22 protein-coding genes are annotated in these 26,103 nt (G+C 59.6%); 4 read left to right on the top strand and 18 right to left on the bottom strand.

Features of this window, described 5'->3' with window-relative positions:
* Nucleotides 1–12 precede the first annotated feature (12 nt).
* From V1T76_RS19445 to V1T76_RS19425, 5 genes are read right to left on the bottom strand one after another with little or no spacing between them, the layout of a single operon-like run.
* Complete coding sequence (locus tag V1T76_RS19445) at nt 13–966, bottom strand: glucokinase (RefSeq protein WP_330562295.1); 954 nt, start codon at nt 964–966, stop codon at nt 13–15.
* Nucleotides 963–2,105 (bottom strand): ABC transporter ATP-binding protein, encoded by a 1,143-nt coding sequence (locus tag V1T76_RS19440; RefSeq protein ID WP_330562294.1) that lies wholly within the window; start codon nt 2,103–2,105, stop codon nt 963–965. The genes V1T76_RS19445 and V1T76_RS19440 overlap by 4 nt, the downstream gene beginning before the upstream one ends.
* A gap of 23 nt (nt 2,106–2,128) precedes the next feature.
* The gene (locus V1T76_RS19435) at nt 2,129–2,968 is read right to left on the bottom strand and encodes a carbohydrate ABC transporter permease (RefSeq protein WP_330562293.1); all 840 of its coding nucleotides are present in this window, start codon (nt 2,966–2,968) and stop codon (nt 2,129–2,131) included.
* Nucleotides 2,965–3,858, bottom strand: coding sequence for a carbohydrate ABC transporter permease (locus V1T76_RS19430; protein ID WP_330562292.1), 894 nt, complete (start codon nt 3,856–3,858; stop codon nt 2,965–2,967). Before V1T76_RS19430 ends, V1T76_RS19435 begins: the two co-directional genes overlap by 4 nt.
* Nucleotides 3,859–3,882: 24 nt before the next feature.
* Entirely contained in the window at nt 3,883–5,127 is a 1,245-nt protein-coding gene (locus V1T76_RS19425) for an extracellular solute-binding protein (protein ID WP_442970149.1), read from the bottom strand.
* Nucleotides 5,128–5,223: 96 nt separating this feature from the next.
* Between V1T76_RS19425 and V1T76_RS19420 the strand changes: the two genes are divergently transcribed.
* Nucleotides 5,224–6,438 (top strand): ROK family transcriptional regulator, encoded by a 1,215-nt coding sequence (locus V1T76_RS19420; protein WP_330562291.1) that lies wholly within the window; start codon nt 5,224–5,226, stop codon nt 6,436–6,438.
* Between the two features lie 40 nt (nt 6,439–6,478).
* On the opposite strand, the gene V1T76_RS19415 is transcribed toward V1T76_RS19420, so the two are convergent.
* From V1T76_RS19415 to V1T76_RS19365, 11 genes are all read right to left on the bottom strand, one after another.
* Nucleotides 6,479–7,126 carry a Fic family protein gene (locus V1T76_RS19415; RefSeq protein ID WP_330562289.1) on the bottom strand — a complete coding sequence of 216 codons (648 nt, stop codon included), beginning with the start codon at nt 7,124–7,126 and terminating at the stop codon, nt 6,479–6,481.
* A 3-nt stretch (nt 7,127–7,129) separates the two neighbouring features.
* The gene (locus V1T76_RS19410; protein ID WP_330562288.1) at nt 7,130–7,312 is read right to left on the bottom strand and encodes a hypothetical protein; all 183 of its coding nucleotides are present in this window, start codon (nt 7,310–7,312) and stop codon (nt 7,130–7,132) included.
* Nucleotides 7,313–7,465: 153 nt separating this feature from the next.
* Complete coding sequence (locus V1T76_RS19405) at nt 7,466–8,521, bottom strand: sugar phosphate isomerase/epimerase family protein (protein ID WP_330562287.1); 1,056 nt, start codon at nt 8,519–8,521, stop codon at nt 7,466–7,468.
* A gap of 43 nt (nt 8,522–8,564) precedes the next feature.
* The gene (locus tag V1T76_RS19400) at nt 8,565–10,163 is read right to left on the bottom strand and encodes a glycoside hydrolase family 43 protein (RefSeq protein WP_330562286.1); all 1,599 of its coding nucleotides are present in this window, start codon (nt 10,161–10,163) and stop codon (nt 8,565–8,567) included.
* Nucleotides 10,160–11,206 carry an L-glyceraldehyde 3-phosphate reductase gene (gene mgrA, locus V1T76_RS19395; RefSeq protein ID WP_330562285.1) on the bottom strand — a complete coding sequence of 349 codons (1,047 nt, stop codon included), beginning with the start codon at nt 11,204–11,206 and terminating at the stop codon, nt 10,160–10,162. Before mgrA ends, V1T76_RS19400 begins: the two co-directional genes overlap by 4 nt.
* 11 nt (nt 11,207–11,217) lie before the next feature.
* Nucleotides 11,218–12,339, bottom strand: a complete 1,122-nt coding sequence (locus tag V1T76_RS19390) for a Gfo/Idh/MocA family protein (RefSeq protein ID WP_330562284.1) — start codon at nt 12,337–12,339, stop codon at nt 11,218–11,220.
* 9 nt (nt 12,340–12,348) lie between these two features.
* On the bottom strand, nt 12,349–13,095 hold the full coding sequence (locus V1T76_RS19385; RefSeq protein WP_330562283.1) for a sugar phosphate isomerase/epimerase family protein: 747 nt from the start codon (nt 13,093–13,095) through the stop codon (nt 12,349–12,351).
* Nucleotides 13,096–13,151: 56 nt separating this feature from the next.
* Complete coding sequence (locus tag V1T76_RS19380) at nt 13,152–14,243, bottom strand: ABC transporter ATP-binding protein (RefSeq protein WP_330562282.1); 1,092 nt, start codon at nt 14,241–14,243, stop codon at nt 13,152–13,154.
* Between the two features lie 11 nt (nt 14,244–14,254).
* Complete coding sequence (locus tag V1T76_RS19375) at nt 14,255–15,139, bottom strand: carbohydrate ABC transporter permease (RefSeq protein ID WP_330562349.1); 885 nt, start codon at nt 15,137–15,139, stop codon at nt 14,255–14,257.
* A 107-nt stretch (nt 15,140–15,246) separates the two neighbouring features.
* Entirely contained in the window at nt 15,247–16,137 is an 891-nt protein-coding gene (locus V1T76_RS19370; RefSeq protein WP_330562281.1) for a carbohydrate ABC transporter permease, read from the bottom strand.
* A 154-nt stretch (nt 16,138–16,291) separates the two neighbouring features.
* On the bottom strand, nt 16,292–17,527 hold the full coding sequence (locus V1T76_RS19365; protein ID WP_330562280.1) for an ABC transporter substrate-binding protein: 1,236 nt from the start codon (nt 17,525–17,527) through the stop codon (nt 16,292–16,294).
* 230 nt (nt 17,528–17,757) lie between these two features.
* Between V1T76_RS19365 and V1T76_RS19360 the strand changes: the two genes are divergently transcribed.
* From V1T76_RS19360 to V1T76_RS19350, 3 genes are all read left to right on the top strand, one after another.
* Entirely contained in the window at nt 17,758–18,792 is a 1,035-nt protein-coding gene (locus V1T76_RS19360; protein ID WP_330562279.1) for a LacI family DNA-binding transcriptional regulator, read from the top strand.
* Nucleotides 18,793–19,235: 443 nt separating this feature from the next.
* A complete protein-coding gene (locus V1T76_RS19355) occupies nt 19,236–20,039 on the top strand; it encodes a PstS family phosphate ABC transporter substrate-binding protein (protein WP_330562278.1) in 804 nt (267 codons plus the stop codon).
* A complete protein-coding gene (locus V1T76_RS19350; protein WP_330562277.1) occupies nt 20,039–22,945 on the top strand; it encodes a bifunctional diguanylate cyclase/phosphodiesterase in 2,907 nt (968 codons plus the stop codon). Before V1T76_RS19355 ends, V1T76_RS19350 begins: the two co-directional genes overlap by 1 nt.
* Nucleotides 22,946–22,970: 25 nt before the next feature.
* Here V1T76_RS19350 and V1T76_RS19345 read toward each other — a convergent pair whose 3' ends face one another.
* Both V1T76_RS19345 and V1T76_RS19340 read right to left on the bottom strand, forming a co-directional pair.
* Complete coding sequence (locus V1T76_RS19345; RefSeq protein WP_330562276.1) at nt 22,971–23,987, bottom strand: 2Fe-2S iron-sulfur cluster-binding protein; 1,017 nt, start codon at nt 23,985–23,987, stop codon at nt 22,971–22,973.
* Nucleotides 23,988–24,039: 52 nt separating this feature from the next.
* A complete protein-coding gene (locus V1T76_RS19340; protein WP_330562275.1) occupies nt 24,040–25,827 on the bottom strand; it encodes an ethylbenzene dehydrogenase-related protein in 1,788 nt (595 codons plus the stop codon).
* Nucleotides 25,828–26,103 lie beyond the last annotated feature (276 nt).

The raw sequence follows: 26,103 nt of genomic DNA, 5'->3' as shown, positions 1-26,103 counted from the left end.
CGTCGCTGTCATCTACATGCGTGCCGCACACCCCGCCAGCGCGGCGAAATCGTCATCAAGCAGATGAACCGGAATGCCGGAAACCAGCTTTTGCTGGCGGCCCTTCGCGCAAAAGGCAGTGATGAACTCAGGTTCCGTCAGAAACTTCGCCAGGCTCCGGGTGACACCGCCCGTCAGCACGATGCCACCGAGGGAGAGAAACACCAGCGACAGGTCGCCGATGACCCTGCCGAGAAAGGTCACCCATTGGCGGGCAGCGGCAACGCAAAGCGGATCGGCCCCGGAATTGGCCCGCTCGGCAATCTCGGCAGGTGAGAGGTCTCGCGGCGACAGGCCCTGCTCCAGACAATACCACTCGTGGATTTCCTTGAGGCCGCTGCCGGACAACGCCCGTTCGACGGAGGCTCGCCCGCGGTTGAGAGCCAGATATTTCCAGAGACGCAGTTCGTCTTCGGTTTCGACGGGCAGTGTCGCGTGGCCGCATTCTCCGGTGCCCACATGAAGGCCGGTGGGTGTGTGAAACAGCGCGGCCGCATTGAAACCGGTTCCGGCCCCGACAACCAGCCGTGTCGCATTGCTGCGCAGCTTCGCCTCGGGCTGATGGACGGGCTGAAGCCGATCGGCAGGAACATTGTCCAGCGAATAGGCCAGCGCCTCGAAATCATTTAGGAAGGTGATCCGCGCGTTGCCCAGAACCGTGCCGAGGCAGTCGGCGTTGAACGTCCATGGGTGGTTGGTCATGCGGATGGCAGGACCGTCGATGGGCGCCGCGATGGCAATGACGGCGGACGCGCAGGCCGGCCTTCCAGCCTCCGACAGATAGCGGCCGATGGCCGCTTCCGGCGTTTCGAAATCCGCATTGCGGAACCGCGCGATCGTGTCTTCCAGAACCTTGCCGTTTTCCACCAGCGCCAGTCGTGTGTTGGTGCCGCCGATATCGGCGGCAAGGCCTCGTTGAATGCTCATATGCGGTTACCTGATGCAATGTCGAAATAGGAAATCTTGGAAAGATCGAAAGCAATCGGCACACGCTGGCCAGCGGCGACAGGTGCATCCGCGGACAGCCGGGCAACGGCCTCCGTTCCTCCGAGCTGAATCACCGCATAGGTGTCGGCCCCGGCCGGTTCGACCACATCCAGAAGGCAGTCGGCGCTTTGCAGGGTGCGCCCGTCGATACCGCTGGCCCGCATGCCGAGATCCGTCATGGCTTCCGGACGCAGGCCGATGATGAGCTCTGCGGTACCGCCGGCGGTAAGGGTTTTCGGTCCCGGGCCATAATCGACCAGTTCCAGCGGTGGGCCTTCCGGTGTCGGGATCTGCAGCCGCACATGATCGCCTTCGCGCGTTGCCGTGCCTGTCATCAGGTTCATCGACGGTGCACCCATGAAATCGGCGACAAAGGCATTCACCGGCGTGTTGTAGATCTCCTGCGGCGTGCCGATCTGCTGAACCACGCCGTCCTTCATCACCACGATCCGGCTGGCCAGCGTCATGGCCTCGATCTGGTCATGGGTGACATAGACGATGGAAGCGCCCGTCGTCTGGTGGATGCGCTTGATTTCCGTGCGCATGGTCACGCGCAGCTTGGCATCGAGATTGGACAGCGGTTCGTCGAACAGAAACAGCTTCGGTTCACGGACCAGGGCCCGGCCCATGGCAACACGCTGGCGCTGTCCGCCGGAAAGCTCCGCGGGGCGGCGGTGCAGCAGGTGCTCGATTTTCAGAAGATCCGCGACCTCGGCCACCTTCCGTTTTTTCTCCGCCTCATTCACCTTCCGGACTTCAAGGCCGAAGCCGATATTGCGTTCAACGCTCATGTTGGGAAACAGAGCGTAGGACTGAAACACCATGGCGATGTCCCGGTCTGCCGGTTCGTCGTTGGTTCGGTCCTTGCCGGCAATGTGGATCGTGCCGGAGGAAATGTCGGTCAGGCCGGAAATGCAGCTCAGCAGCGTCGATTTTCCGCAGCCGGACGGCCCGACGAGAACGAGAAACTCACCGGGCATCATGGAAAGATTGATGTCCTTGAGGACATCGACGTCGCCATATCTCTTCTGCAGGCTGCTGATTTTGAGGATGGGATCTTGCGTCATTGCAGCGTTCATTCCTTTTCAGTCTCCTGCTTGAGTCAGCCCTTGACGGATCCGGCGACGAGCCCGGAGACGATGAATTTCTGAAAAGCGATGGCGAGAATGGCGGGCGGCAGGGTCGCCAGAACGCCGACCGAGGCGATGACGCCGTAGTCGGTGACGCGCCCGGCAGAGAAATCCGCAATCGCCACGGGCAGCGTCTTCGCGCTGAGGTCGTTGGTGAAAATCAGGGCGTAGAAGAACTCGTCCCAGGCCACCAGGAAGGACAGCATCGCGGTGGCGGCAATGGCCGGCAGGGCCAGCGGCAGCACCACCTGTCGGATCGTATAGGCGGTTCCCGCACCTTCCATGAAGGCGGCCTGTTCCACTTCCACCGGCAGAACGTCGATATTGGCCTTCATCAGCCAGGTAGCAAAGGGCAGCAGCATGGCCGTATAGACGATGATCAACGTCACCGTGTGGTTCAGCAGGCCAAGGCTGCTGAATGTCGAATAGAGCGGCAGCACATAGGTGATCGGCGGCATCATGATCGTTGCGAGAAACGCGAACAGCAGCACCATAGACGCCTGCCGCCGGGAAAAGGCATAGGCGGCCGGAATTGCCAGCAGAAGCGCGGCCGCCGTGGCACCGCCCGCTGTCAGGATCGAGTTGCGCAGCGCGCTCAGGAAGCGTTCGCCGTTGCCGCCGTCCAGGCTGAGCAGCGCGGCATACCGGCTGAAGTCCAGTTGCGAGGGGATCCAGTGCAGGGGCACTGCGGTCAGGTCCGTCGGCGCGCTGATGCTCATCACGGCAAGCCAGAGCAGGGGGCCTGCGGTGAAGGCTGCCAGCAGCAGGGCGCAGCCATAAAGCAGGATGGATTGAACGAGCGAGCGTTTCATGCTGCACCTCCCGCCGTCTGCCGCTTGGTCGCGGAATAATAAAAGACGATCAGCACGGCACTGATCCCGGCGACGAGCACCGCATAGGACGCGCCGCTGCCGCTTCTGAGGTAATTGAAATATTCCTGGTAGACGTAAAAGCTCGCGGTCTTGGTGCTGTCTGCCGGGCCACCGCCCGTCATTACGTAAATGATGTCGAAGACGCGGAAGGCCTCAATGGTTCGCAGCACCATCACCACCATCAGCGGACCCGCAATCCACGGCAGGGTGATCGAGCGGAAGCGTTTCCAGGGACCGGCGCCTTCGATGGCGGCCGCCTTGCTGAGATCCTCCGGCACGGTCTGCAGGGCTGCCAGGGCGACATAGGCCACCAGCGGGAAGTTTTTCCAGACATCGGCCAGAACCACCATGTTCATCGCCGTTGCCGGATCGCCGATCCAGCTTCGGTAGTCTGAAATAATGCCGAGCTGAAACAGCAGCGAGTTCAGCGCGCCGTAGTCAGGATGATAGATCAGCCGCCAGGCAACGGCGTTGACGATGGTCGGCACCGCCCAGGGTAGAATGATCAGCGCCCGCAACAGCGTCCGACCGCGAAATTCCTGATTGAGCAGCACGGCAACGGCGACACCCAGAACACCTTCCAGTCCCACCGAGACGATGGTGAAATAGAGCGTCCGGAAGAGGGCATCCTGAAAATCGGGATCGGTAAGCGCGTAGACGTAGTTTTCCAGGCCGATGAAATGCACCGGCTCCGGCAGTGCTGAAATGCGCGTGTCGGTGAAGCTGAGCCACAGTGTGTTGGCCAGCGGTATCAGGGTGATCAGCGCGAGGACGGCAAGGGCCGGCGCCAGAAGGATCCATTTTTCGCGTTTCTGGCGTCGGCCAAGCATTGTCAGTCTCCTGTCATCCGCAGCTTAGCGGATGCGCTTGACGCGGCTTGCAGCCGCTTCCAGCGCTTCATCCACGCTCGCCTGCCCGAGCAGGACCTGATGGATGTTCTTCTGCAGGATGTCGGAAACCTCCGTGTAGGACGGTACCAGCGGACGCGGATACATGACTGCGATGGACTCTTTGGCCGCCGCGATCAGGTCTTCCTGACCTTCCATCACCTTGGGTTCGGAATAGGAGGCCTTCCAGATCGGCAGGCTGAGCTTGGCAAAATCGTCCTGAACGTCTTTCTGGGTCAGGAAGGAGATATAGGCCCAGGCTTCGTCCGCGTGCGGGCTGTTGGCTGGAATGCCGAGACCCATGGAGCCGTTCACGCTGGAGGCGGTGGACTTGCCTTCGACACCCGGTGCGGGCGCAACCTTCACCTTGCCGGCAACCTTGCTTTCCTTGGGATCGTTGGCCAGGGCGTTCATGTAGGTCCAGTTGAGCGCAAAGGCCGCTTCGCCGTTGGAGAACACGCGGCGGACGTCTTCTTCGAAATATTCGCGTGAAGACGGATTGGTCAGGCCTTCGTCGAGCGTCGCCTTCATGAAGGTAACGGCATCCTTGGCACCGCCCGCGGTAAAGGCCGGCTGGCCCTCTTCGAAGAAAGTGCCGTCATTGGCCGCCGTCAGTGTGGTGAAATCGCAAATCATCGCCTCGGACTGCGACCAGCTCCAGACCAGCGGATATTCGACAATGCCCTTGTCCTTGATCTGCCTGGCCTGTTCCGCCAGTTCGGCCCAGGTTTTGGGCGGTGCGGAAATACCGGCTTCTTCCAGCATGTCGGCATTGTAGAAGAGGTATTTCGTATCGAGGATCCACGGCATGCCGTAGCGCTTGCCGTCATATTCGACCGTGGTCCAGGCGCCGTCGAAAACCTTGTCGGTATAGTCGGCCGGAATACGATCGGTGACATCCTGCAGGAAGCCGCGCGTTGCAAACTCGGCTGGCCAGATCACGTCGAACAGGACAACGTCGTAGCCGTCGTCACCCGCGCCTGCCGCGGCAATGATCTTGTCGTGCAGGGCCTCGTAGGGGACGAATTCCAGCGCCACGGTGACGCCGGGATTGGCTTCCTCGAACTTGGCGGTCATCGACTTGATGTCGTCTTCACTGTAAGCCGCCTGGCTCATGAAAAGTGCATTCAATGTGGTGTCGGCCAATGCCGTCGTGGTCATGGCCAGGGTCGCAAAGGCGGACCCCAAAATCATCTTTCCAAACGTGTTCATCTCGCCCTCCGGTTTTTGTGTAGGCGAAGCATCCTATGTTTGATTTTTTTATTTTGTCAAATTGATAGAAAAAATAATTTCTGGTCTATTGGCGCCATGAACGACAGCGCGCCGATCCTTGCCTCCTTCCGCACCAGCGGGACCAACCTCACCCGTGCCAAGACGCATAATCACCGCGTGGTGCTGGAAGTCATCCGCACTCGCGGGCCGATCGGTCGTACGGAAATATCTGAAATCACGTCGCTTTCCCGCCAGACGGTGCAGAACATCGTCGGCGAGCTGGAAAGCCGCGGTATTGTCGAAATGCATGCCCAGAAGGCCAGGGGGCGCGGCCATCCCGGCATGATGGTCAAGCTCAAGCCCGATCATGCCTACAGTCTGGGCTTTCACGTCGACCGGCTGTCGGTGACGGCGATTGCCTGCGATCTTCTGGGCAGCATTGTCTGGCAGTCGGCCGCCCCCATGGCCGCAGCCACACCTGAGTCCGCCAACAGCCGGATCCTGTCGATGGTCGAAGACTTCCGCAGGGTCCATCCGGCCATGGCCAAACGCCTGTTTGGCGTCGGCCTCGCCGCACCCGGGCCCTTCGAAACCGGCGCGCAGTCATCGAGCGGAACGGACGCCACCACCTTTTCGGACTTCGGCTCGCAGGAAAACCTGGCAGAGCTGCAGTCGGCGGTCGGCCTGCCTGTGGTCTTGCAGAACGATGCCTCCGCCGCGGCGCTGGGCGAGCATGTTTACGGGGTTGGCCGCAGCTTCAACAGCTTCGCCTTCATCCAGTTCGGCATGGGCCTTGGGGCCGGCTTCGTCCTGAATGGTGCGCTCTATCCTGGGGCATCGAAAAACGCCGGTGAAATCGGCCATGTGGTGATCGACCCGAAAGGTCCTGCCTGCTCCTGCGGCAACGCCGGCTGCCTCGAACGGTACCTGTCGCTCAACGCGTTGTGCGAAAGACTTGGCCTGGAGCCGACCGAGCCGGGGTCCGTCGCGCGGATCGAGGCCCTGTTTGCTGAAGGCGACCCGGCGGTCCTTGGCTGGATCGCCGATGTCGCGCCGCTCATGCGCCAGATGATCAACATGATCGAAATGATGCTCGACCCGGAAGCGCTGATCCTCGGGGGCATCATTTGTCCGGAGTTCCTTCAGGCACTCCTCGACAGCGCCTCCCCGCTTCCCCGCCGCCTTGACGGTTCACCGGAAGAAGGCAGGATCCGTATCGGCACCTCAGGCGCAACAGCGGTTGCCCTCGGCGCGACAGCCGCCGCCGTCGACGCCCTCTACGCCCCTTCGGTCTCGCACTTGCTGCTATGAGTTGAGGTTATTTTTATGTTACAGATAATTGAGCCGATTCCTAAAAATCTTCCGGCGGCGCGTCTTCGCTATCTAATTGTTCACTAAGTAATTCAGACACAAGATTGTGTAGTGGCGTCAAATCTAATTTGCCAACTTTGTAACCGGCATCTACCAACTTCAACGCTGCGACGTATGGGTCAGCCTTTTCACCTCTATGACGTCTAAGAAGTTCTGGTAGTGTTGTTGCGCCCTTTATCATACCTCCTGCGCGCATACACAATATGTAATATGCCGTCAGCCGAGCAGTTCTGCCGTTCCCATTTATGAAGGGATGTATCCAATTCAGTCGCCACAACGCAAAGCTGGCTAAAACAACCGGGTCGGCCGTGGCAATATTCGTATTTATTTGGTTAACGAAATCATCCATTAGGGCTTGCACATAAATCCACATAGGTGGCTCATGAGCATCTTTCGCGGTGCCTAAGTTGACTTCGCAGCGCCTGAATTGACCGGCGTCCGAGTGAAGGCAAACAATTGCGTGAAAATTAAATGCTTTTAAGACAGTCTGTGAGACATAAATTCTATTTGTAGCTATTGAAGCTTCAACTATTGATTTTAAAAAATCATATTGGCGCTTCAAGTTTGAAACTTGAAGCGCCTGATAGTTTGGACTGTATTCTGTTGGATCTAGATCGAACAGTATCAAAGATTATTCGCTTTCAGCTAGAACCTTTTCGATTTCTACCTTAGTCATGCCGCTATTTTTGGGCATGCCAGCAAATACAATTGATACCCTTTGCTTCTTAATTTGTTCTTTCGTAAGCTTTTTTTGGGCGCTCTCCGAGAGCTTCTGGAGAAGGCCGTCATCGGTTTTGATCGACAGCATTGCCATGATCCATCCTCCTAACCAAATCAGTAGCTGTAAGAATCATACAACGGTAATTAGCGCTTTTGTGGGAATTTTCCCACGCAGGACTCTAAATTTCCGTGAACATCGCGAAATTGCTGATTCAATTTTTGTTGCAGAATACGTCATTGAGTTGTTCTAGAACCCCAGCATCTTGCGGATCTGTTCCTGGTCGGTCTCGCCGCCGGCGAAATCATCGAAGGCCTTGTCGGTGACTTCGATGATGTGGTGCTCGATGAAGGGCGCGCCTTCCGCAGCGCCCTGTTCGGGTGACTTCAGGCAGCATTCCCATTCCAGAACGGCCCAGCTGTCATAGTCGTATTGGGCGAGCTTGGAAAAGATGCCGGAGAAATCCACCTGGCCATCGCCCAGGGACCGGAACCGGCCGGCGCGGTTGACCCAGCCCTGATAACCGGAATAAACGCCCTGGCGGCCGTCCGGATTGAACTCGGCATCCTTCACGTGATAGGCGCAGATGCGCTCGTGATAGATGTCGATGAACGCCAGATAGTCGAGCTGCTGCAGCAGGAAATGCGACGGATCGTAGTTGATCTGGCAACGTTTGTGACCACCGAGCGCCTCCAGGAACATCTCGAAGGTTGCGCCGTCGAAGACATCCTCGCCAGGGTGGATTTCATAGCCGACATCGACGCCGTTCTCGTCATAGACATCGAGGATCGGTTTCCAGCGCGCAGCCAGTTCCTTGAACGCTTCCTCGATGAGCCCTGCGGGGCGCTGCGGCCAGGGGTAGAGATAGGGAAACGCCAGCGACCCGGTGAAGCTGACGGACGCAGTGAGGCCAAGCCGCTTGCTGGCAATCGCCGCCTTCTTCATCTGGTCGACTGCCCAGGCCTGCCGGGCTTTGGGGTTGCCGTGAACCTGCGATGGCGCAAAGCCGTCGAAGGCCAGGTCATAGGCCGGATGTACCGCCACGAGCTGGCCCTGGAGATGGGTCGAAAGCTCGGTAATCTCGACGCCGGCGTCGGCGCAGATGCCTTTGACCTCGTCGCAATAGGCTTCGCTTTCGGCAGCCTTGTCGAGATCGAACAGGCGGCTGTCGAAGGTCGGGATCTGAATGCCCTTGTAGCCGAGGCCCGCGGCCCATTTGGCGATTGCGGGAAGCGAATTGAACGGAGCGTCGTCTCCGGCAAACTGGGCCAGGAAAATTGCGGGCCCCTTGATCAGTCCAGCCATGAATATCTCCCTAGTCTAAACGGGGTTTGCAAGGTCGGTTGCCTTACGTTCCCTCTGGTACATATGAAAATCTGCTGAAATCGGCGGTCTTGCCCTGTCCGGTTATGTCGAAGGCCAGCATACCGACAAAGGCACCGGTAAAGGAGCCATGTTCACCGCGTCCGCCTTCATCCGAAATCACGCTGGCATCGAGCTCCGGCCCGAAGGCCGTCCAGTCGCGGCCCTCTTGACGCCAGAAGAACTGCTGGGCGGCCCCATCGACCTCAACTGCAAGCTCGACCGGCCCTTCCGCAAGTGCGACCGGGTCTGCCGGAAACGACATGCGCCCGTCCGGCCAGTCGCCTGGGCAGGAAAGGATCGTCAGGCAGCGGCCGAGCCGTTCCGTCCAACTGACAGCCAGAAAATGGAACTTGTGCCGGTTGTAATAGGTCGTCAGTCCGGCCGCCTGCTGGTAGGTCGTCGGCGCATAGTCGTTGAGCGTTGTTTCCACGCGGTAGCTGAGGTGTTCCTGCCGCCGGGCCACCAGCGCTTGCTCGTACCAGCTGCCGACACTTTCCCGTCCCGTCAGGCGCAGGGCGGTTCCGGTCAGCGTGAACAGACGCTCCGGATAAGGCGTGCGCAACCACTGGAACTCCGGCGGTAAGCTGTCTCCGGTGAAACTGCGGTCCACCCGTTGAGGTGAACGGGGGGCTGCCGCAGTCAGGCCCGGCACCTCGACCTTCGGAACAGTGCCGCCATCTTCCAGGTAAAGCCAGCCATCGTCCCGCCACTCGCATTTCTGGATCGCGGTTTCCCGCCCCAGCGGCGAGAACCGTCCGGGCAGTGGCCGGGAACACAGATGCGTGTGGTAGACCTTGCCGTCCGGCGTTTCGACGATCTGGCCATGGCCCGCCCGCTGCAGCGGTGCGTCCGGCGAGTCCTTGGACGTGATGAGATGGGTCTGCGGATGAAGCTCGTATGGCCCGTCGATGGACCGGGACCGGGCCATCGTGACGGCGTGACCATAGCCGGTGCCGCCTTCGGCAACGGTCAGATAGTACCAGCCGTCCCGCTTATAAAGATGGGAGCCCTCTGTCAGGCCGTGCGGACTGCCGGAGAAGATCTTGCGGATTTCGCCCTTCAGCCCTTCGGTTTCCGACCATTCCTGCAGCAGGATGCCGTCGAAGGCCGGATGACGCGGATGTCCGCCGACGGAATTGGAGATGTGGTTCCATTGCAGCACCAGGAACCATTTGCGGCCATCGTCATCGTGAAACAGTGACGGGTCGAACCCGTGCGAACTGACGTAGATCGGGTCACTCCACGGCCCCTCGATGGAAGGGGCCGTGACGATGTAGTTGTGCGCGTCCTTGAAATTCCCATCCAACCGTTTGACGTCGGTGTAGACCAGCCAGAACCGGCCGTCCGCATAGGAAAGGCACGGCGCCCAGATGCCGCCGCTGTCCGGGTTGCCGCGCATATCGAGCTGGCTCGCCCGGTTCAGAGGCCGGCAGGCCAGATCCCAGTTGACCAGGTCTTTCGACCGGTGGATCTGGACGCCCGGATACCATTCGAAGGTCGAGGTGGCGATGAAGTAGTCATCGCCTGCCCGGCAGATCGAAGGGTCCGGGTTGAAGCCCGGCAGGATGGGATTTCGGATCATTTCCGGCTTGGTCCTTTCCGTTCCGCCGAGGCAGCCCACAGGTTGATATCCGCCTCGCGGGTGGTTTCCCCGATCAGCTTAAGTTCGTCCTGGGAGAACTGGAGATTGGCAACCGCGCCGACACAGTCCTTCACCTGGCTGGCGCGGCTTGCACCGATGAGCGCCGATGTCACCCGGCCGTTGCGCAGCACCCACGCCAGCGCCATCTGCGCCAGCGTCTGTCCCCGTTTCTCGGCGATGTCGTTGAGCGCCCGGATGGTGGCGAGGTTTTCCTCGCTCAGGAACTGGGTCTTCAGCGACTTGCCCTGGTTCGCCCGGCTGTCTTCCGGAATACCCTTCAGGTATTTGCTGGTCAGCATGCCCTGCGCCAGCGGCGAAAACGCGATGGAGCCAATGCCGAGGTCGTCGAGCGTGTCCAGCAGTCCGTCGTCCTCGACCCAGCGGTTGATCATGGAATAACTCGGCTGATGGATCAGGCATGGCGTGCCCAGGTCCTTCAGAATGGCAGCCGCTTCCCGTGTCCGTTTGGAATTATAGGACGAGATGCCGACATAGAGCGCCCGGCCGGATCGCACGATGTGGTCGAGGGCCATCATGGTCTCTTCCAATGGGGTCTGCGGGTCGAAGCGGTGGGAATAGAAGATGTCGACATAGTCCAGCCCCATCCGCTTCAGGGACTGGTCGCAGGACGCGATCAGATATTTGCGGCTGCCCCATTCGCCGTAAGGCCCTGGCCACATTTCGTAGCCGGCCTTCGACGAAATGATCATCTCGTCCCGGTAGGGCGCGAAGTCCGTCCGCAGCAGCTCGCCGAAGGCGGTTTCCGCCGAACCCGGTTTCGGGCCGTAATTGTTGGCAAGATCGAAATGGGTGATGCCGAGATCGAAGGCGGTCCTGGCAATCTCCCGTTTCGTGTCGAGCGGCGTGTCGTCGCCGAAATTGTGCCAGAGGCCGAGCGAGATCACCGGCAGTTTCAAGCCGGATTTCCCGCATCGGCGGTATTCCATGGTGTCGTAGCGCGTTTCCGCTGCTGTCCAGGTCATTTGCTATCCCGTTAGACTAGAAGGGCCTTCGCCGCCTGCGGGTCCAGGGCTTCCGGGCGCTCGCAGGTGGTTTTGATGTCAATGAACGTTCCGCTCTCGCCGGAAGCGAGAATCGACGTCATCACATCGACAACATGCAGAGCAAACTCCAAAGAGCAACGGTGCGGCCTGTTTTCCAGGATGCCGAGGGCCATATCCGCCAGACCGGCCGTCCGGTAATTGGCGTGTCCGCGGTCGTTTGCCTTGGAGAACGGATGCTGCCAGGCTTCCGACAACGTTACGAAGCTGCCCTTGTCGGTCATGCGCACTTCGCCGCCGAAGAAATTCGGATCCGGAACGTGGAGCGTGCCTTCTCGGCCGTAAAGCTCCATATTGGAATGACCGTGCTGCCAGACGTCCCAGCTCGCGCAATAGGTGATCTGGGCACCGGACTGGAACTGCATCACCGCGTGAATGGTCGTCGGCGTTTCCACCTTGATCTTGTCGCCGTAACGCGGCTGCGAGGTGATGGTGCGGTATTCGGAGCCCGAGGAGCTCATGGCGCAGACCCGCTTCACCGGCCCCAGAAGCTGGACCAGATTGGAAACGTAATAGGGCCCGAGATCAAGGATCGGACCGCCGCCGGGCTGGAAGAAGAAGTCCGGGTTCGGATGCCACATTTCCATGCCCGGGCTCTGCACGAAACAGGTTCCCGAAGTGACCTTGCCGATCGCGTCACTGTCGATCAGATGCCGTACAAGCTGGTGTGCTCCACCCAGGAATGTGTCCGGCGCCGAGCCCACCCGGAGACCTTTTGCCTTTGCGATCACGGCTAAGGCTTCGCCCTCTTCCAGGCTGAGCACGAACGGTTTTTCCGAATATACATGCTTGCCGGCCTCCAGAACGCGTCTGGAGACTTCATAGTGCACCGCAGGCACCGTCAGATTGACGATAATGTCGATATCGCTTGCCGCCAGAAGGCCGTCGACGGTTTCCGCCCTGAGGCCGAATTCCTCGGCGCGGGCTTTTGCGGCCACGTCATTGATGTCGGCGCAGGCGCGCACCTCGATGCCCCTGAACAGTGGAGAGAGGCGCATGTAGGCGGCCGAAATGTTTCCGCATCCAAGGATGCCGATGCCAAGTGTCTTGCTCATGGGGTTACCTCAATAGGCGCGGAAGGCTGCGATGGAGCGGGTTGCGAAACGGTCGAAATCCGATGGTTTGTCGTGTTCCATCACGAACAGATCGACCCCGACATTGCGAAGCGCCTTCAAGATCCCCTGCCAGTCCATGGTTCCCTGACCGACATCCGCCCAGCCGTCCTCGTCGGCACATTCGCCGTCGGGCGCGATGTCCTTCACGTGGGCCGTGGTGATGCGGCTGGCATATTTCTCGATCCAGTCGAGCGGGTCCTGGTTGCCGCGCACGATCCAGGCAATATCGGCTTCCCATTCGATGGATGGGGCAGCCTCCAGCAGGATATCCATCGGCAGACGGCCATCAGGGCAGGCCTTGAACTCGAAATCATGGTTGTGCCAGCCAAACCGCAGCCCGGCGTCGCGGACCTTTTCGCCAATGGTTTCCAGGCGTCCGGCGATGGACTGCCACATGGCTGCGTCCGGAATGCGCTGCTCCGGCGGAACGGCGGGAACGAAGATCCGCTCCATGCCCAGGGTCTTTGCGGTGTCGATCACTTTGGAGAGGTCGTCTTCGAACTGCTCCATCGGAAAGAAGTGGCCCGACGGCATCTTGAGCCCGTTCGCGTCAAGCATCTCGCGGAAGGCTGCCGGGTTCTCGTAGTTGCCGCCGAAACCTTCGACCTGGGTATAGCCAAGGTCGGCAAGCCGCTTGAGAACGCCGTCCCAGGGGGTGAAGTCGCGAGCGGAATAGAGCTGGAAGGAAATATCCATCTTGAGTGTCCTGAAGTGGGGCCTGAAAAGTGGGCCTGAAGTGAGTGAGCGCCGGTCTAGAGCCGGGATTCCGTTGTCTTGTCGAAAAGATTGGCGCGGGTGGGATCGAACCCGACCGAGATGGCATCGCCGTGCCGGATGGTTGCCTGTCCGTCCATGCGCACCCAAAGCGTCCTGTCGCCGATGGTAAGGCGGACCAGTGTGTCCGAGCCGAGCGGTTCCACCAGTTCCACATGCCCGTCGAACCGCACAGGGGCCGTTTCCACCTCCGCACCGCTGACCATGTGCTCGGGCCGGATACCGAACCATGCCGGGCCTGCTGCCGGAGGGCCGTCCTGGAAGGCGTAACCATCAATCGAGAAGGTCTTTCCTCCGGACGTGAAGCGGTAGGTTCCGCCGGTTTCTTCCAGATGACCGTCAAAGAAATTCATGGTCGGTGAACCAATGAACTCGGCCACATATTTGCTGGCGGGACGGTTGTAGATCTCGTTGGGCGAGGCCAGCTGCAGGATCTGTCCGCCACGCATGATGGCGATCCGATCCGCCAGCGTCATGGCCTCGATCTGGTCGTGGGTGACGTAGATCATGGTGTTGGAGAGCTTCTGGTGAAGCTGCTTGATCTCGACCCGCAGGTCCGCCCGCAGCTTGGCGTCCAGGTTGGAAAGTGGTTCGTCGAACAGGAAAACGTCCGCGTCGCGCACCAGGGCCCGGCCGATGGCGGCGCGCTGGCGCTGGCCGCCGGAAAGTGCGGCCGGCTTGCGGTTGAGCAGCGGTTCGATCTGCAGGACCTTGGCCGCCCGGTCGACCCTTTCCTTGATTTCCGCCTTGGGCAGGCCTGCGTTCTTCAGACCGAAGCTCAGGTTCCCGGCAACGGTCATTTGGGGGTAGAGCGCATAGGACTGGAACACCATGCCGATGCCGCGCTGCGAGGGCTCCTCCCAGGTTACATTACGCCCGCCGATGAAGATCTGCCCGCCGGTGACGTCCAGCAATCCGGCAATGCAGTTCAGCAGGGTGGATTTTCCGCAGCCCGACGAGCCGAGCAGCACGAGAAATTCGCCTTGCCCGACATCGAGGTTAAGATCCTTCAGAACGTCAAGGTTACCGAAACTCAGGGAAAGGTTCTTGATGGAGATGCTTGGTTCCATGGGGTGTCTCGTTAGCCTTTCACCGCACCGGCGGCGATGCCGCGCACGAAGAGTTTTCCGGAGATGAAGTAGATGGTGAGGGGAACGAGGCCGGTCAGGATCGTTGCGGCCATGTTGACGTTGTATTCCTTCACCCCTTGCGTGGAGTTGACGATGTTGTTCAGCTGCACCGTCATCGGATAGAGGTCCGGCTTGGTGTAGATCACGCCGAACAGGAAGTCGTTCCAGATGCCGGTCACCTGCAGGATCATGGCGACAACGAAGATCGGCAGGCTCATCGGCACCATGATCTGGAAATAGATCGCCCAGAACCCGGCCCCGTCCACGCGTGCCGCCTTGAAAAGCTCCTGTGGCACGGAAGCGAAATAGTTGCGGAACAAGAGCGTCAGGATCGGCATGCCGAAGATGGTGTGCACGATCACCAAACCGGTCAGGCTGCCGTAAAGCCCGATTTCCCGCAGCATGATCACGATCGGATAGATCATCACCTGATAGGGAATGAAGGCTCCGACGATCAGGATGGTGAAGAAGGTTTCCGACCCCTTGAAGCGCCAGTTGGCAAGCGCGTAGCCGTTCACCGAGGCGATCACGATCGACAGGATCACCGACGGGATCAGGATTCTGACCGAATTGAAGAAGCCGCGTGACAGGCCATCGCAGTTGAGGCCGGTACAGGCTTCCGCCCAGGCTTTTACCCAGGGCTGGAAGGTGATCTCCACCGGCGGCGAAAAGATGTTGCCCAGACGGATTTCCGGCATGCCCTTCAGCGAGGTGACGATCATCACGTAAAGCGGCAGCAGGTAATAAAGACAGACGACGATCAGCGTGCCGTAGATCAGGATGTTCCGGCGGGACAGCACCTTGCGCGGCTTGCGCCCGGCGGGGCCTTCAACCATGCGGTTCCCGGACGAGGTGCCGTCGCCGTGCCGCAGGGCCCGGTCGGGGCCGGTTTCCATCGCGGTATCGTATGTCATGGAGCCTTTCAGGAGGTGGGGCGCCTTGGTCATTTCCGCTTGCCTCCGAATTCGAGATAGGCCCAGGGCACGACGATGATGATGACCGTGAGCAGCATCATGGTGGAGGCGGCAAAGCCCTGGCCGAGGTTCTGCGACAGGAACATGGCGTCATAGACGTATTTGGCCGGAACTTCGGACGAGATGCCGGGCCCACCACCGGTCTGGGCGACGACCAGGTCGTAGACCTTGATGATGCCGGAGGCGATCAGCACGATGGCAGTGATGAAGATGCCGCGCATCATCGGGATGACGATGAAGAGATAGGTCTTCCACATCGGGATGCCGTCGATCTTGGCGGCCTTCCAGATGTCCTCGTCAATCCCGCGCAGACCCGCCAGCATCAGGCACATGATCAGCCCGGTTCCCTGCCAAAGGCCGGCGATGAGGATGCCATAGATGACGATCTCGGGATTGTAGAGCGGGTCAAAGTTGAAACTCTCCCAGCCGAGACTGCGCACCACGTGCTGAATGCCGAAGTCGGGATTGAGAATCCACTGCCAGGCAAGGCCGGTAACGATGAAGCTGAGCGCGAAGGGGTAGAGCAGGATTGTCCTGAACGTGTCCTCGAAGCGGATCTTCTGGTCGAGGAGAGCCGCCAGAATGAATCCGATCAGCAGCGAGAAAACCAGCGAGAAAGCGCCGTAGATGGCCAGGTTCTCGATGGAAATCAGCCACTTGCTGCTGCTCCACAGCCGGTCGTACTGGGCAAGGCCGACGAATTTCTCACGCGGCAGGAGCTTGGAGTTGGTGAAGGAATAAAGAACCGTCCAGGCGGTTCCACCGATGAAGACCACCACGGCGGTGATGATCATCGGAATCGCGGCCACCTTGGCGCTGATGTTCCGATGCCACCTCGCGGGGCGCGTAGCTGCGGACATGCCGAAAACTTCCTTGTCGAGACGTCGTCCAGGGTAAGGCCGGATGCTCCCTGCGCACCGGAGCGCGCAGGGCCGGAGGACGCCACCTGCCGCCACAGTCTCTCAACACGTGACAGGATGCGGCTTTGGCAGGTGGCGGGCTCTTGCTGCTGCCTTAGTCGGCGTTGCCGACGATCGACGCGAACGTTGCCTGTGCGTCTTCAGCAGTCATGGACGGGTTGTTGAAGAACTCGACAAACAGGTCGTTGACCTGGGTCAGGCTGTCGGCCGACATCAGCTGATCCGGAGACTGGATGACATTGCCCTTGGCCAGGATGTCGAGACCCTTCTTCATGCAGTCGTTTGCAGCCGCAAGATCGACGTCGCCGCGCACGGGCAGCGAGCCTTTCTTCAGGTTGAAGGCAACCTGCGTTTCCGGGGAGAGCATGACCTTCGCCAGTTCGCCCTGAGCTTCGGTGATGGCCGGGTCGTCCACTTTCGGGAAGTAGAACGCGTCTCCGCCGGTCATGATGACCTCGTTGACGCCGAGGCCGGGCAGGCAGGTGTAGTCCTCGCCGGCAACCTGATTGGCGACCTGGAATTCGCCCTGCGCCCAGTCACCCATGATCTGGCCTGCGGCCTTGCCGGTGATGACCATGGTGGTGGCATCGTTCCAGCCCTGAACGTTGGAGTCCTTGGACATGTCGCGAGCGGTCGCGGCGGCCTGGAAAACCTTTGCCAGCTCATCGCTGGCGGCAAGCTCGGCATCCTTCTCGCCGAAAATCTTTGTATAGGCTTCCGGTCCGGCGAGCGCGGTCAGAAGCACCTGGAACGCCAGGGTCGTCTGCCAGGGTTGCTGGCCCATGGCCAGCGGCACGATGCCGGCCGCTTCAAGCTTCGGTGCGGCAGCTGCGTATTCGTCCCAGTTGGTCGGAACGGCCAGGCCGTTGTCCTCGAAAACCTTGTTGTTCAGCCAGAGCCACTGCTGCGAATGGATGTTGATCGGCACGCAGTAGATCTTGCCGTCCAGCGTGCAGCTGTCGAGCAGACTGGAAGGATGGATGACTTCCTTCCATTTGCCTTCTTCCGCAATGTCCGTGAGGTCGCGCATCAGGCCGGCTTCCACCAGTTCCTCTGCCTGGCGTCCGTGGTTGAACTGGGTCGCGCCCATCGGGTCACCGCCGGTGATGCGGCTGATCATGATCGGCCGGGCTGTGCCGCCGGAGCCGGCAATGGCTCCATCGACCCACTTGTTGCCGGTAGCATCGAATGCCTTGGCGAATTCAGCAACCGCGGCTGCTTCGCCGCCGGAGGTCCACCAGTGGGTGACTTCCAGGTCGGTCGCATTGGCGGCCGTGGCTGCGCAAAGGGCGGTGGTAGCTGCAAAAACTGCACGTAGTGCTTTCATCATTTCCTCCCATCGAACGTGGATTGTCCGATTGTCCTCACTATGCGGCCTCCACCGCATTTTTGTAATCGATTACATTTTATTGTGTGCTATATGTAATCGATTACATTTCATCATTCTCGGGAAATGGTCTTGTGTCAACCCGGAATGTAGGGCCTGACAGCCTCAAGGACGAACAAGACAGGGCGGCGGCGGCAGTCCAGGCCCCTGAGCAAGAAAAACCGGAGCAGGCCTTGGCCCAGAAAATTGCAAGGATTCAGGATGTTGCCCGCGCGGCAGGAGTATCGACGGCAACGGTCAGCCGGGCGCTCAGCAATCCCGAACTTTTGACCGAGGCAACCCGCCAAACCGTGTTTGCGGCCATCCGGTCCACCGGGTACCGGGTCAACCGGGCGGCACGCAATCTGCGCACCCAGCAGGCAGGCGCCATTCTCGTTCTGGTGCCCAACCTCGGCAACCCGTTCTTTTCCCAGATCCTGGCCGGCATCAGCGCGGCCTTCGGCAGTCGGGATTATTCGGTCCTGATCGCCGACACCAAGGACCACACTACGGGCGGCAAACACGTGGTTGACTATTTTCTGGATGCCCAGATCGACGGCATGATCTGTCTCGATGGCGCCATCTCGCCCGAGGAATTGCAGCTGTTCGAGGACAACGGCGTTTCGGGCAAGATCGTCTTTGCCTGTGAATGGGCACATGACGTCGCGTTGCCTTCCGTGCGCAGCGACAACGTTCGCGGGGCGCAACTGGCGGTCCGACATCTTTATGATCTCGGTCACCGCAAGATCGCCCATATAACCGGCCCGCAGGAAAACGTCCTCACCCACGCCCGGCGCGAGGGCATGATGGCCGAACGGACCCGGCTGGAGCTGCCGGCGCGGGAAGAATGGATCATTCGTGGTGATTTCTCGCTCGACTCCGGCCGAAAGGCAGGCGAGCAGATCCTGGCGATGAATGATCGCCCCACTGCGGTTTTCTGCTGCTCGGACCAGGTAGCCTTCGGGTTGATGTCGACCCTGACTTCAAACGGCTTGCGCGTGCCCGAGGACATCTCGGTTGTCGGCTTTGATGATATCGAACTGTCCGAGTTTTATGTCCCGGCTCTCACAACCGTTCGTCAGGACAGGCGGGAGCTTGGCGCCAGGGCCGTCTCCCTGCTGCTGGATTGTATCGACGCTTCCCAGAGTTCGCAGACCTTTGCAACCGAACCGGTCATCGTTGACGTGGATCTGGTTGTACGCGCCAGCGCGGCAGCTCCCAATTGGTGAAAGCCGGCCTTTTTACAGGCCAAGGGCGAAAAGGTGAGAGAACTCTGCGGGTTGTGGGTCAGTGTCGGTTGTGTCGACGGGAGGCTTGGCAAGTTGATCAGTGAATTGGCTCACCTTGAAACCCTGCCACAGATTAATTGATACAACTTTACGTCGATGAAGGTAGAAACACTAAGGGGAGGCTGAATACATCTTTCCAGCTTCCAGTCAGGTCACCCGAACCCTTCACTTTGCTAGACGAACAAATATGCTATGCCGGTAAAATATGCATGCTAGGCAAATATTGCCCGGAGAGGCGCTTCGTTTGATTTCGGCATTATTTTATTTCTATTTGAAAAAGTAATTTTGCTTACATGTTTATTGTAATTTCTGGCGGGGGTTTAGCACTTAGTTAACTTGAATATGTCACTCTAGATAGTATCGTCAATTTTCGGGTGATAAAAATGCGTAGACTGGCATTTGCCTTGGCATTGTCCTTTTGCACTTTCTTCCTACAGACTGATGCTTCTTCGGCGCAATCTTCGCTCAAAGTTGTCGGTACCGGCGATGGCCTTGAAATGCTTCAGGAAATTGGGGCTGGCTTCGCCGAAAAATACCCCGGTATAAATCTTGATATTCCGCCGAGCATCGGTTCCGGCGGCGGCATCGCAGCGGTCAGCTCAGGCACGGAACGCCTGGGCCGGGTCGCGCGTCCGCTAAAGGACAGCGAGGTGGAATACGGCCTCGTTTATCTGCCGATTGCAAAAATCCCCAGCGCAATCTTCACGCATCCTTCCTCGGGCGTTGAAGCTCTGACCAGTGACGAGCTCGTCAGGCTGTATTCCGGTGACATCACCAACTGGTCTGAACTGGGTGGAGCGGATCTGCGCGTGCGCCTCGTGCGGCGCGAAGATGCGGACAGCACCTTGCAGGTGTTGAGGGCAACCATGCCGGGCTGGACAGAGCTGGAATTCTCCCCGCGCTCGAAAACGGCCCTGACCACCCAGGACTCGATTGCCAGTGCCCGCGAGGTTGAGGGAGCAATCGCCTTCGGCCCCTATTCGAAGCCGCTCGAAGACGGCCTGAACGTCTTGAAAATTGACGGTCATCATCCGACTGACCCCGAATACCCGAGTTCGGTGACCCTTGCGCTGATCTACAAGGAAGGCACGCTCGATGAGGACATGAAAGCCTTCATCGACTTCGCACAGTCCGGTCAGGCTCACACATTGATCAGCAACTACGGTGGTGTTCCCATCGGAAACTAATGCAATTGGTCCACATGATCCGTCACTCGTCCCTTCTCTGGCATTACACATACGGCGCTGTTTTCACGGCGGTGTGCGCTTTTGCCGGTCTAATCGGACTGGTAGCGTTCCAGCTTGAAGACAGCATGCAGCGGCAGGAAGCCGAGTTGCTTGAGCTTTCCCGATCGCGTCTTGTGGAAACCCTGAATGCGGATGTGAAACTTGCCGGAACCCGTATGGAGTTCCTGTTTCAGGACAGACTGCGCCGGATAAATGCCCTCTCTGAAAGGGTCGACACTGCCAAGGCCGTTGAATCCCGCAATGTCGTGGCGATGTCGGAACTGCTCGGTCGAGCGGCAAAACTGGCGGACGTGGACGGCATCGTCGTGCTGGACGAGGAAGGCCATGTGATCGGGGCTTCCTCTTATTTGGCGGATCTTGTCGAGCTCGGCTCCAGGATACAGGGTCTGAGCTTCTTCAGGGAGGTTTCCAGATCGCTGAAGGAGAGCTTTCCTGGTCAGAAACTGACCTACTCCGGCATCTTGCCGCGGTCCGAAACGGGCGTTTTCGTGCCCGGAGACAAGGTCAACGAAGTTTCGCAGATCGCCTTCGTTCCCGTTTTTGACGACTTCGGCTATGTGATCGGCGGCCTGGTCGCGCAGCGTTGGCTGCGGCCGGAAGAACCGCTTCTGGCGGATCTTGCCAAGATCAATTCCTTTGAAATGGCAATCGTCTTCGACGGCAAGATCATCTCGACCGCGAATTTCAGCGGCACTCTGCCCGATCTGGCGCAGTCTCAGGAAACGCCCAATATCACCGTCAACGGTGAGCAAGTCATCGAATGCGGCGTTCCTGTCGTTCCGGTCACCGTCTGCGCGATGACGCCCATCGAGGCGCTGACCGAAGTCCAGAACAAACTGACGCGAATCGGAACGGAAGAAGAAGCCAAGCTGCTTCGGCGGCTGTTCCTGTTCGGTCTGATTGCGCTTGTGGCCTTCGCCGCGGTCGCCTTTCTGATGTCCCGGCAGATTACCCGGCCGCTGACCAAGATCACCCGGGTTCTGACCGGCATTGCCGCGGGCGATTTCGAAAGCGAGGTCGTGGGGACGGGACGTATGGATGAAGTCGGCGACATTGCCCGCTCCGTCGTTTCCCTGCAGCGGTCGGTGAAAGAGCGCGACGCCTTGCGCGAGCACGTGCACGAGAAGAACTCCATCCTGCGCTCTCAGGAAGCCCAGTTGCGCGAGCAGAACGTCCTGTTTGACGCAGCGCTCAACAACATGTCGCATGGCCTGTGCATGTTCGACGCAAATGGCCGGTTGATCGTCTCGAACCAGCGGTACGCGGAATTGTTCCAGCTGGAACCGGGCAAGGTAACGCCGGGCATGACGGCCGCCCAGCTCGCCACGCTTCAGAAAGTGGAAGCCGTCGAACCCGGGGAAACCGCGCTCTACGAATCCCGCCTGCCGGATCACAGGTATGCAAGTGGCTCGCAAAGCACCGAAATGGTGAAGATCAGCTCCGGCCGGATCGTTCTGACCACTCGCCAGCCTCTGGCGGAAGGCGGCTGGGTCGCGATTTCCGAGGATATCACCGAGCGGCAGGAAGCGCGTGACCGGCTGGCATTCCTGGCGCGGCACGATCTTCTGACCCAGCTGCCGAACCGTATCGAGTTCCGCGACCAGTTGGACATGCTGTTGAACCAGCAGCTGGTGAAAGGCGGCGAGTTCGCCATTCTTTGCCTTGATCTGGACGAGTTCAAGACCGTCAACGACAGCCTTGGCCACCCCATTGGCGACGAATTGCTGCGTCAGGTGGCGGAGCGTCTGCGCAAGCTGATCGGCCGCAAGGATGTTGTCGTGCGTCTGGGGGGGGACGAATTCGCGATCCTCACCGGGCTGCCATCCAGGCTGAAGGATGTCGAGGAACTGGCCCAGTCGGTCATCTGGGAGATTTCTCAGCCGTTCCAGATTACCGACCATGAAATCGTCATCGGTGTGAGTATCGGCATTACCATTGCCAGGGCCGACGGCACCGCGGGGGACGAACTGTTCAAGCAGGCGGATCTTGCGCTTTACCGGGCCAAGGAAGACGGCCGCAACACCTACCGCTTCTTCGAGACGGACATGGGCACGGCCGTCAACGACAGGCGTGAACTCATTACCGATCTCAGAACCGCGGTCGCCAATGGCGAGCTGGAGCTTTACTTCCAGCCCCAATACACACTCGCGGATGACCGGATTTCCGGTTTCGAAGCACTTGTACGCTGGAACCACCCGAAGCGCGGCATGGTCTCGCCGGCCGATTTCATTCCGCTTGCCGAAGACACGGGCCTGATCAGCCAACTGGGCGAATGGGTGCTGATGGAAGCCTGCCGGATCGCAGCCACCTGGCCGGATCATTTGCGGGTTGCGGTCAATCTGTCTCCCCGGCAGCTACGCGGTCATGCCTTCGGCCCGGTATTGATCGAAGCCCTGGTGAAAACGGGCCTCAAGGCCGAGCGGCTGGAGCTGGAAGTGACCGAAAGCGTGCTTCTGACGGACTCCGAAGACGTTCTGGACTCGCTGCACCAGGCCAAGTCGCTGGGCGTGAAGGTGTCCATGGACGATTTCGGCACCGGCTATTCCTCGCTCAGCTACCTGCGCCGGTTCCCGTTCGACAAGATCAAGATCGACCAATCCTTTGTCCGGTCGATGGCATATTCAGACGATTCCATATCTATCGTGAAAGCGGTCATCGAACTCGCCAACAATCTCAATATGACCACCACTGCCGAAGGTGTGGAAACGAGACAGCTTCTCGACATGCTAACCGAAATCGGCTGCACCGAGGCACAAGGTTATTATCTCGGCAGACCCATGCCGGTCGACAGCACTGAAGAGCTGATCTTTGCCGGGGAGCGGTCGCTGACGACGGCTGCCCAGTAGGTTTCAGGAGCTCTTCGGCAGTTTTTCAGCCGGCCGAGGCCGAGTTGAAGGGGGCGGAAGCCTTGCGCAGCAGGTTTCCGGCAAGGGCCAGCAGGCCGCTGTCTTCTTCCGCCACAAAGAACGGGTCGGCGTAGAATGTCGCCCCGGCGTTCAGTGCGATTTCCCGCATGGCGTCGACATGAGACGGCGCGCCGGCCGAATAGACGACATGATCGGGCGTCAATTGGCCGGCAAGTTCGTGCGGCCGGGCAGTGCTCACCGTCTCGCCATCCCCGTCGCTGGCTGTCAGGGTGATGGGAATGCCCCGGCTTTGCAGCCAGCGAACCGCGTCGCGCATATAAATCCCGTCCCGTGTCCTCGACCCGGCGATGATCCGGATTTCTCGGCTGGGCTGCCCGAGGCTCGCCGCAACGGCAATCGACCAGATCGGCGCAAAACCGGTGCCGGTCGAGGTGAGCAGGATCGGGTTGGGCTGCCGCCGCAGGAACGCGTTGCCGAAGGGCCCGCGCAGCTTCACGGCATGCCCCTTGGCAATCTCCTTGCCCAGCTTCGAGGACACGACGCTGTCCGGATACACCTTGACGTGAAACACGAGGACATTTTCTTCCGCATCCAGGTTGAGCGGCGTCGTCGGGCTGTAGTCGCGCGGCGGATAGCCGGCAAAAGTCGCGCGCAGATATTGGCCCGGCAACCAGGGCACCGGCCGCGCTGTCCTGATCCGGACTTCAAGGTAGTCGTCCTTGATCGACCGGATGCTTTCCACCGTGCCCTTGGTCGTCTTCACGAGCGGTACCGGATCGAACGCGATCTCGGCATCCCCTTCCAGAACCGACAGGCACCCCAGCACCGTGTCCTTTTCCCTTGTCCCCATGTCGTCGATCTGGCCGCTCAAGACACGTACGCGGCACGTTTCACACTGGCCGGAACAGCAGTCGTGCGGAATGACAAGACGCCCGCCGAGGCCGGCGTCGATCAGCGTATCGCCGACGTTGGCCTTGATGGCCTTCCCGTTGATGGTGACCGTGCAGGTGCTTTTCGACATGTCTGATTACATCCGTTGAAAGAACGTCAGGGGAGGACGGGAAAGGCGGGGCTCAATTGAAGGTCAGCCGAACGGGTCGTGAATGACGGGTGTGACGGGTCTGGTTGTGGTCGAACACGGAGACCCACATGAACAGCCCATCCTTCATGGCAAGATCCTGGCTTTGGCCGGTGTCCATGTCCCGGACGACTTCAAGCGTCCAGTAGCCGTCCTGCCATTTGGAGCCGCCCAGGAGATCCGCCCGGCTGCCGGAATATTCGCCCTGGATGAGAACGCCGGGAATAACGGTGCCAACGGGAATTTCGGCATCTTTTTCCTCAGAGTAGGGCACGCTTTCTTCTTCGAACATCCACCACTGCGACCCCTCGTCCGCGATCGCGTCGGTGGCCAGGTCGATGGTGCCCATCAGTGCGCTCATTTTCTTGTAGTCGTTCGGAAGCCGGTGCACACCAACCGTGCCGTGGTAATGGGTCTCGGGATCGCCGATGTAATTGTAGACGTAGAACGCCTTGCCCTCGTCGGGATTGTAGCCGGCGCTGTATCGGCTCTTGCCGGCGGCCTGGGCCTCATTCGGTTCCACCGGTGTCGAGAAATGCATGTCGTCGACACGTCCCAGCATGCCGCCGCGCGCGGCTTTCCACTGCCACACGTCAACCAGGCTGCCGTCGGTGGTGTAATGCAGGCCGCGGCTGTTGAAGGCTGCCGGTTTGTCGCCGAGAGGCTTCGGCCCCATGTGGGTTGCACCACCGCCGCCAAAGGTGTCAGTGGTCGAAAAGGCGACCGAGAACTTGTCTTCGTAATAGGCGGTCTCATCCGAAATATCGGCCCGGTTGTTCAGCATGTGCCAACCGTCTTCACGCTTGATCAGCGGATGCCTTTTCAGGGAACGGTTCTTGTCCTCCCAGCGGAAGGCGAAGGCAATCTTGTCACCCACCTGCACAGCACGGACTTCGACCGTCGACTCGCCCGTTCCATTCAGGTTCGAACCTTGCTGGGTCCTGATGAAAACCGGAGGCGCGGACTGCCAGACTGCATCGTCCAGCTTGCCGTCAAGCACGGGCAGCGTGGCGCCTTCAGCGACAAAAAGGCTGTCTCGCGTTGCAAAATCGAGGCTGACGGCAGCGACCAGAACGACCGCGCCGAGGGCAAGGGCAAGCGCAAGCGGATGGCGGCTCATGCCCGGGAACCGGCGCAGGGACTGCGGACGGAACAGACGCAGCAACTGGGCAACACCGCCGTAGCAGTAGTGCAGCACCACATGGGCAACGATATAGGTCAGCACCACGAGGGCGGCGGTGTAATGCACCGTTACCCAGATGCCGCCATGTCCGAGATAGAGCAGGACGCCAGTTGCGGACAGGGTGAGCACGGCACCAAACAGAACCCAGTAGGCAATGACGTTGACAGCGGCCAGACGCAGTTTCGTGCTGGCGGGAAGCGTCAGCACAACGATCTTTTTCGAAGAAATGCGCCGTTTCAGGCGGCCAAGCGTCATATAGGCGGCATAGGCGAAGATGAGCGCCAGCACGAAGACGGCGGACACATAGTGCCAGGTCCAGATTTCGCCCTGTGGCAGGATCGGTTCGAACAGTTTCGAGAACCAGGCGTTTTCCGCATCTGCCGACAGGCGCATGCCGGTCAGCAGGCTGGTGACAATCGCGACGACCAGCGTCCAGTGCAGGAGGATTGTTCCGATGTCGCTGCGTACCGGAGGGCTACGGTCTTCCGGCCGCCTGGGCGCGCTTTTGGCTGGATTGCCGGGCTGACCGGAACGGGCTGGACCGTTAGTCTTGGACGATGAGGGCAGTTCGAGGGCGTGATCTGTCACTTGGTCCGTCAACGTTTCCTCCAGGGCCGCCAGCGTTGCGACCGGGTTACCGGCATGGGTTGTGCAACCGGATGTCGGAAAATATCAAAGCTCTGCGCCCAAAAAATAACACATTTTAACAAAAGTGAAGAAAAAATGGCAGATACAACTAGCTTTAAACCTATCCGGGCAGGATGGTGGATGCATTAATAAATTACCTTGGGGAAGAGAATTAGAAGATTATGTTGAGATATTTGATAGTTTTCTTAATTTGTCGCATCTGGGAGATAGGGTCAGGAAGATTCTGGA

The organism is Roseibium sp. FZY0029, from assembly GCF_036350355.1.
Lineage (GTDB): Bacteria > Pseudomonadota > Alphaproteobacteria > Rhizobiales > Stappiaceae > Roseibium.
This window is presented reverse-complemented; position numbering and strand designations above follow the sequence as displayed.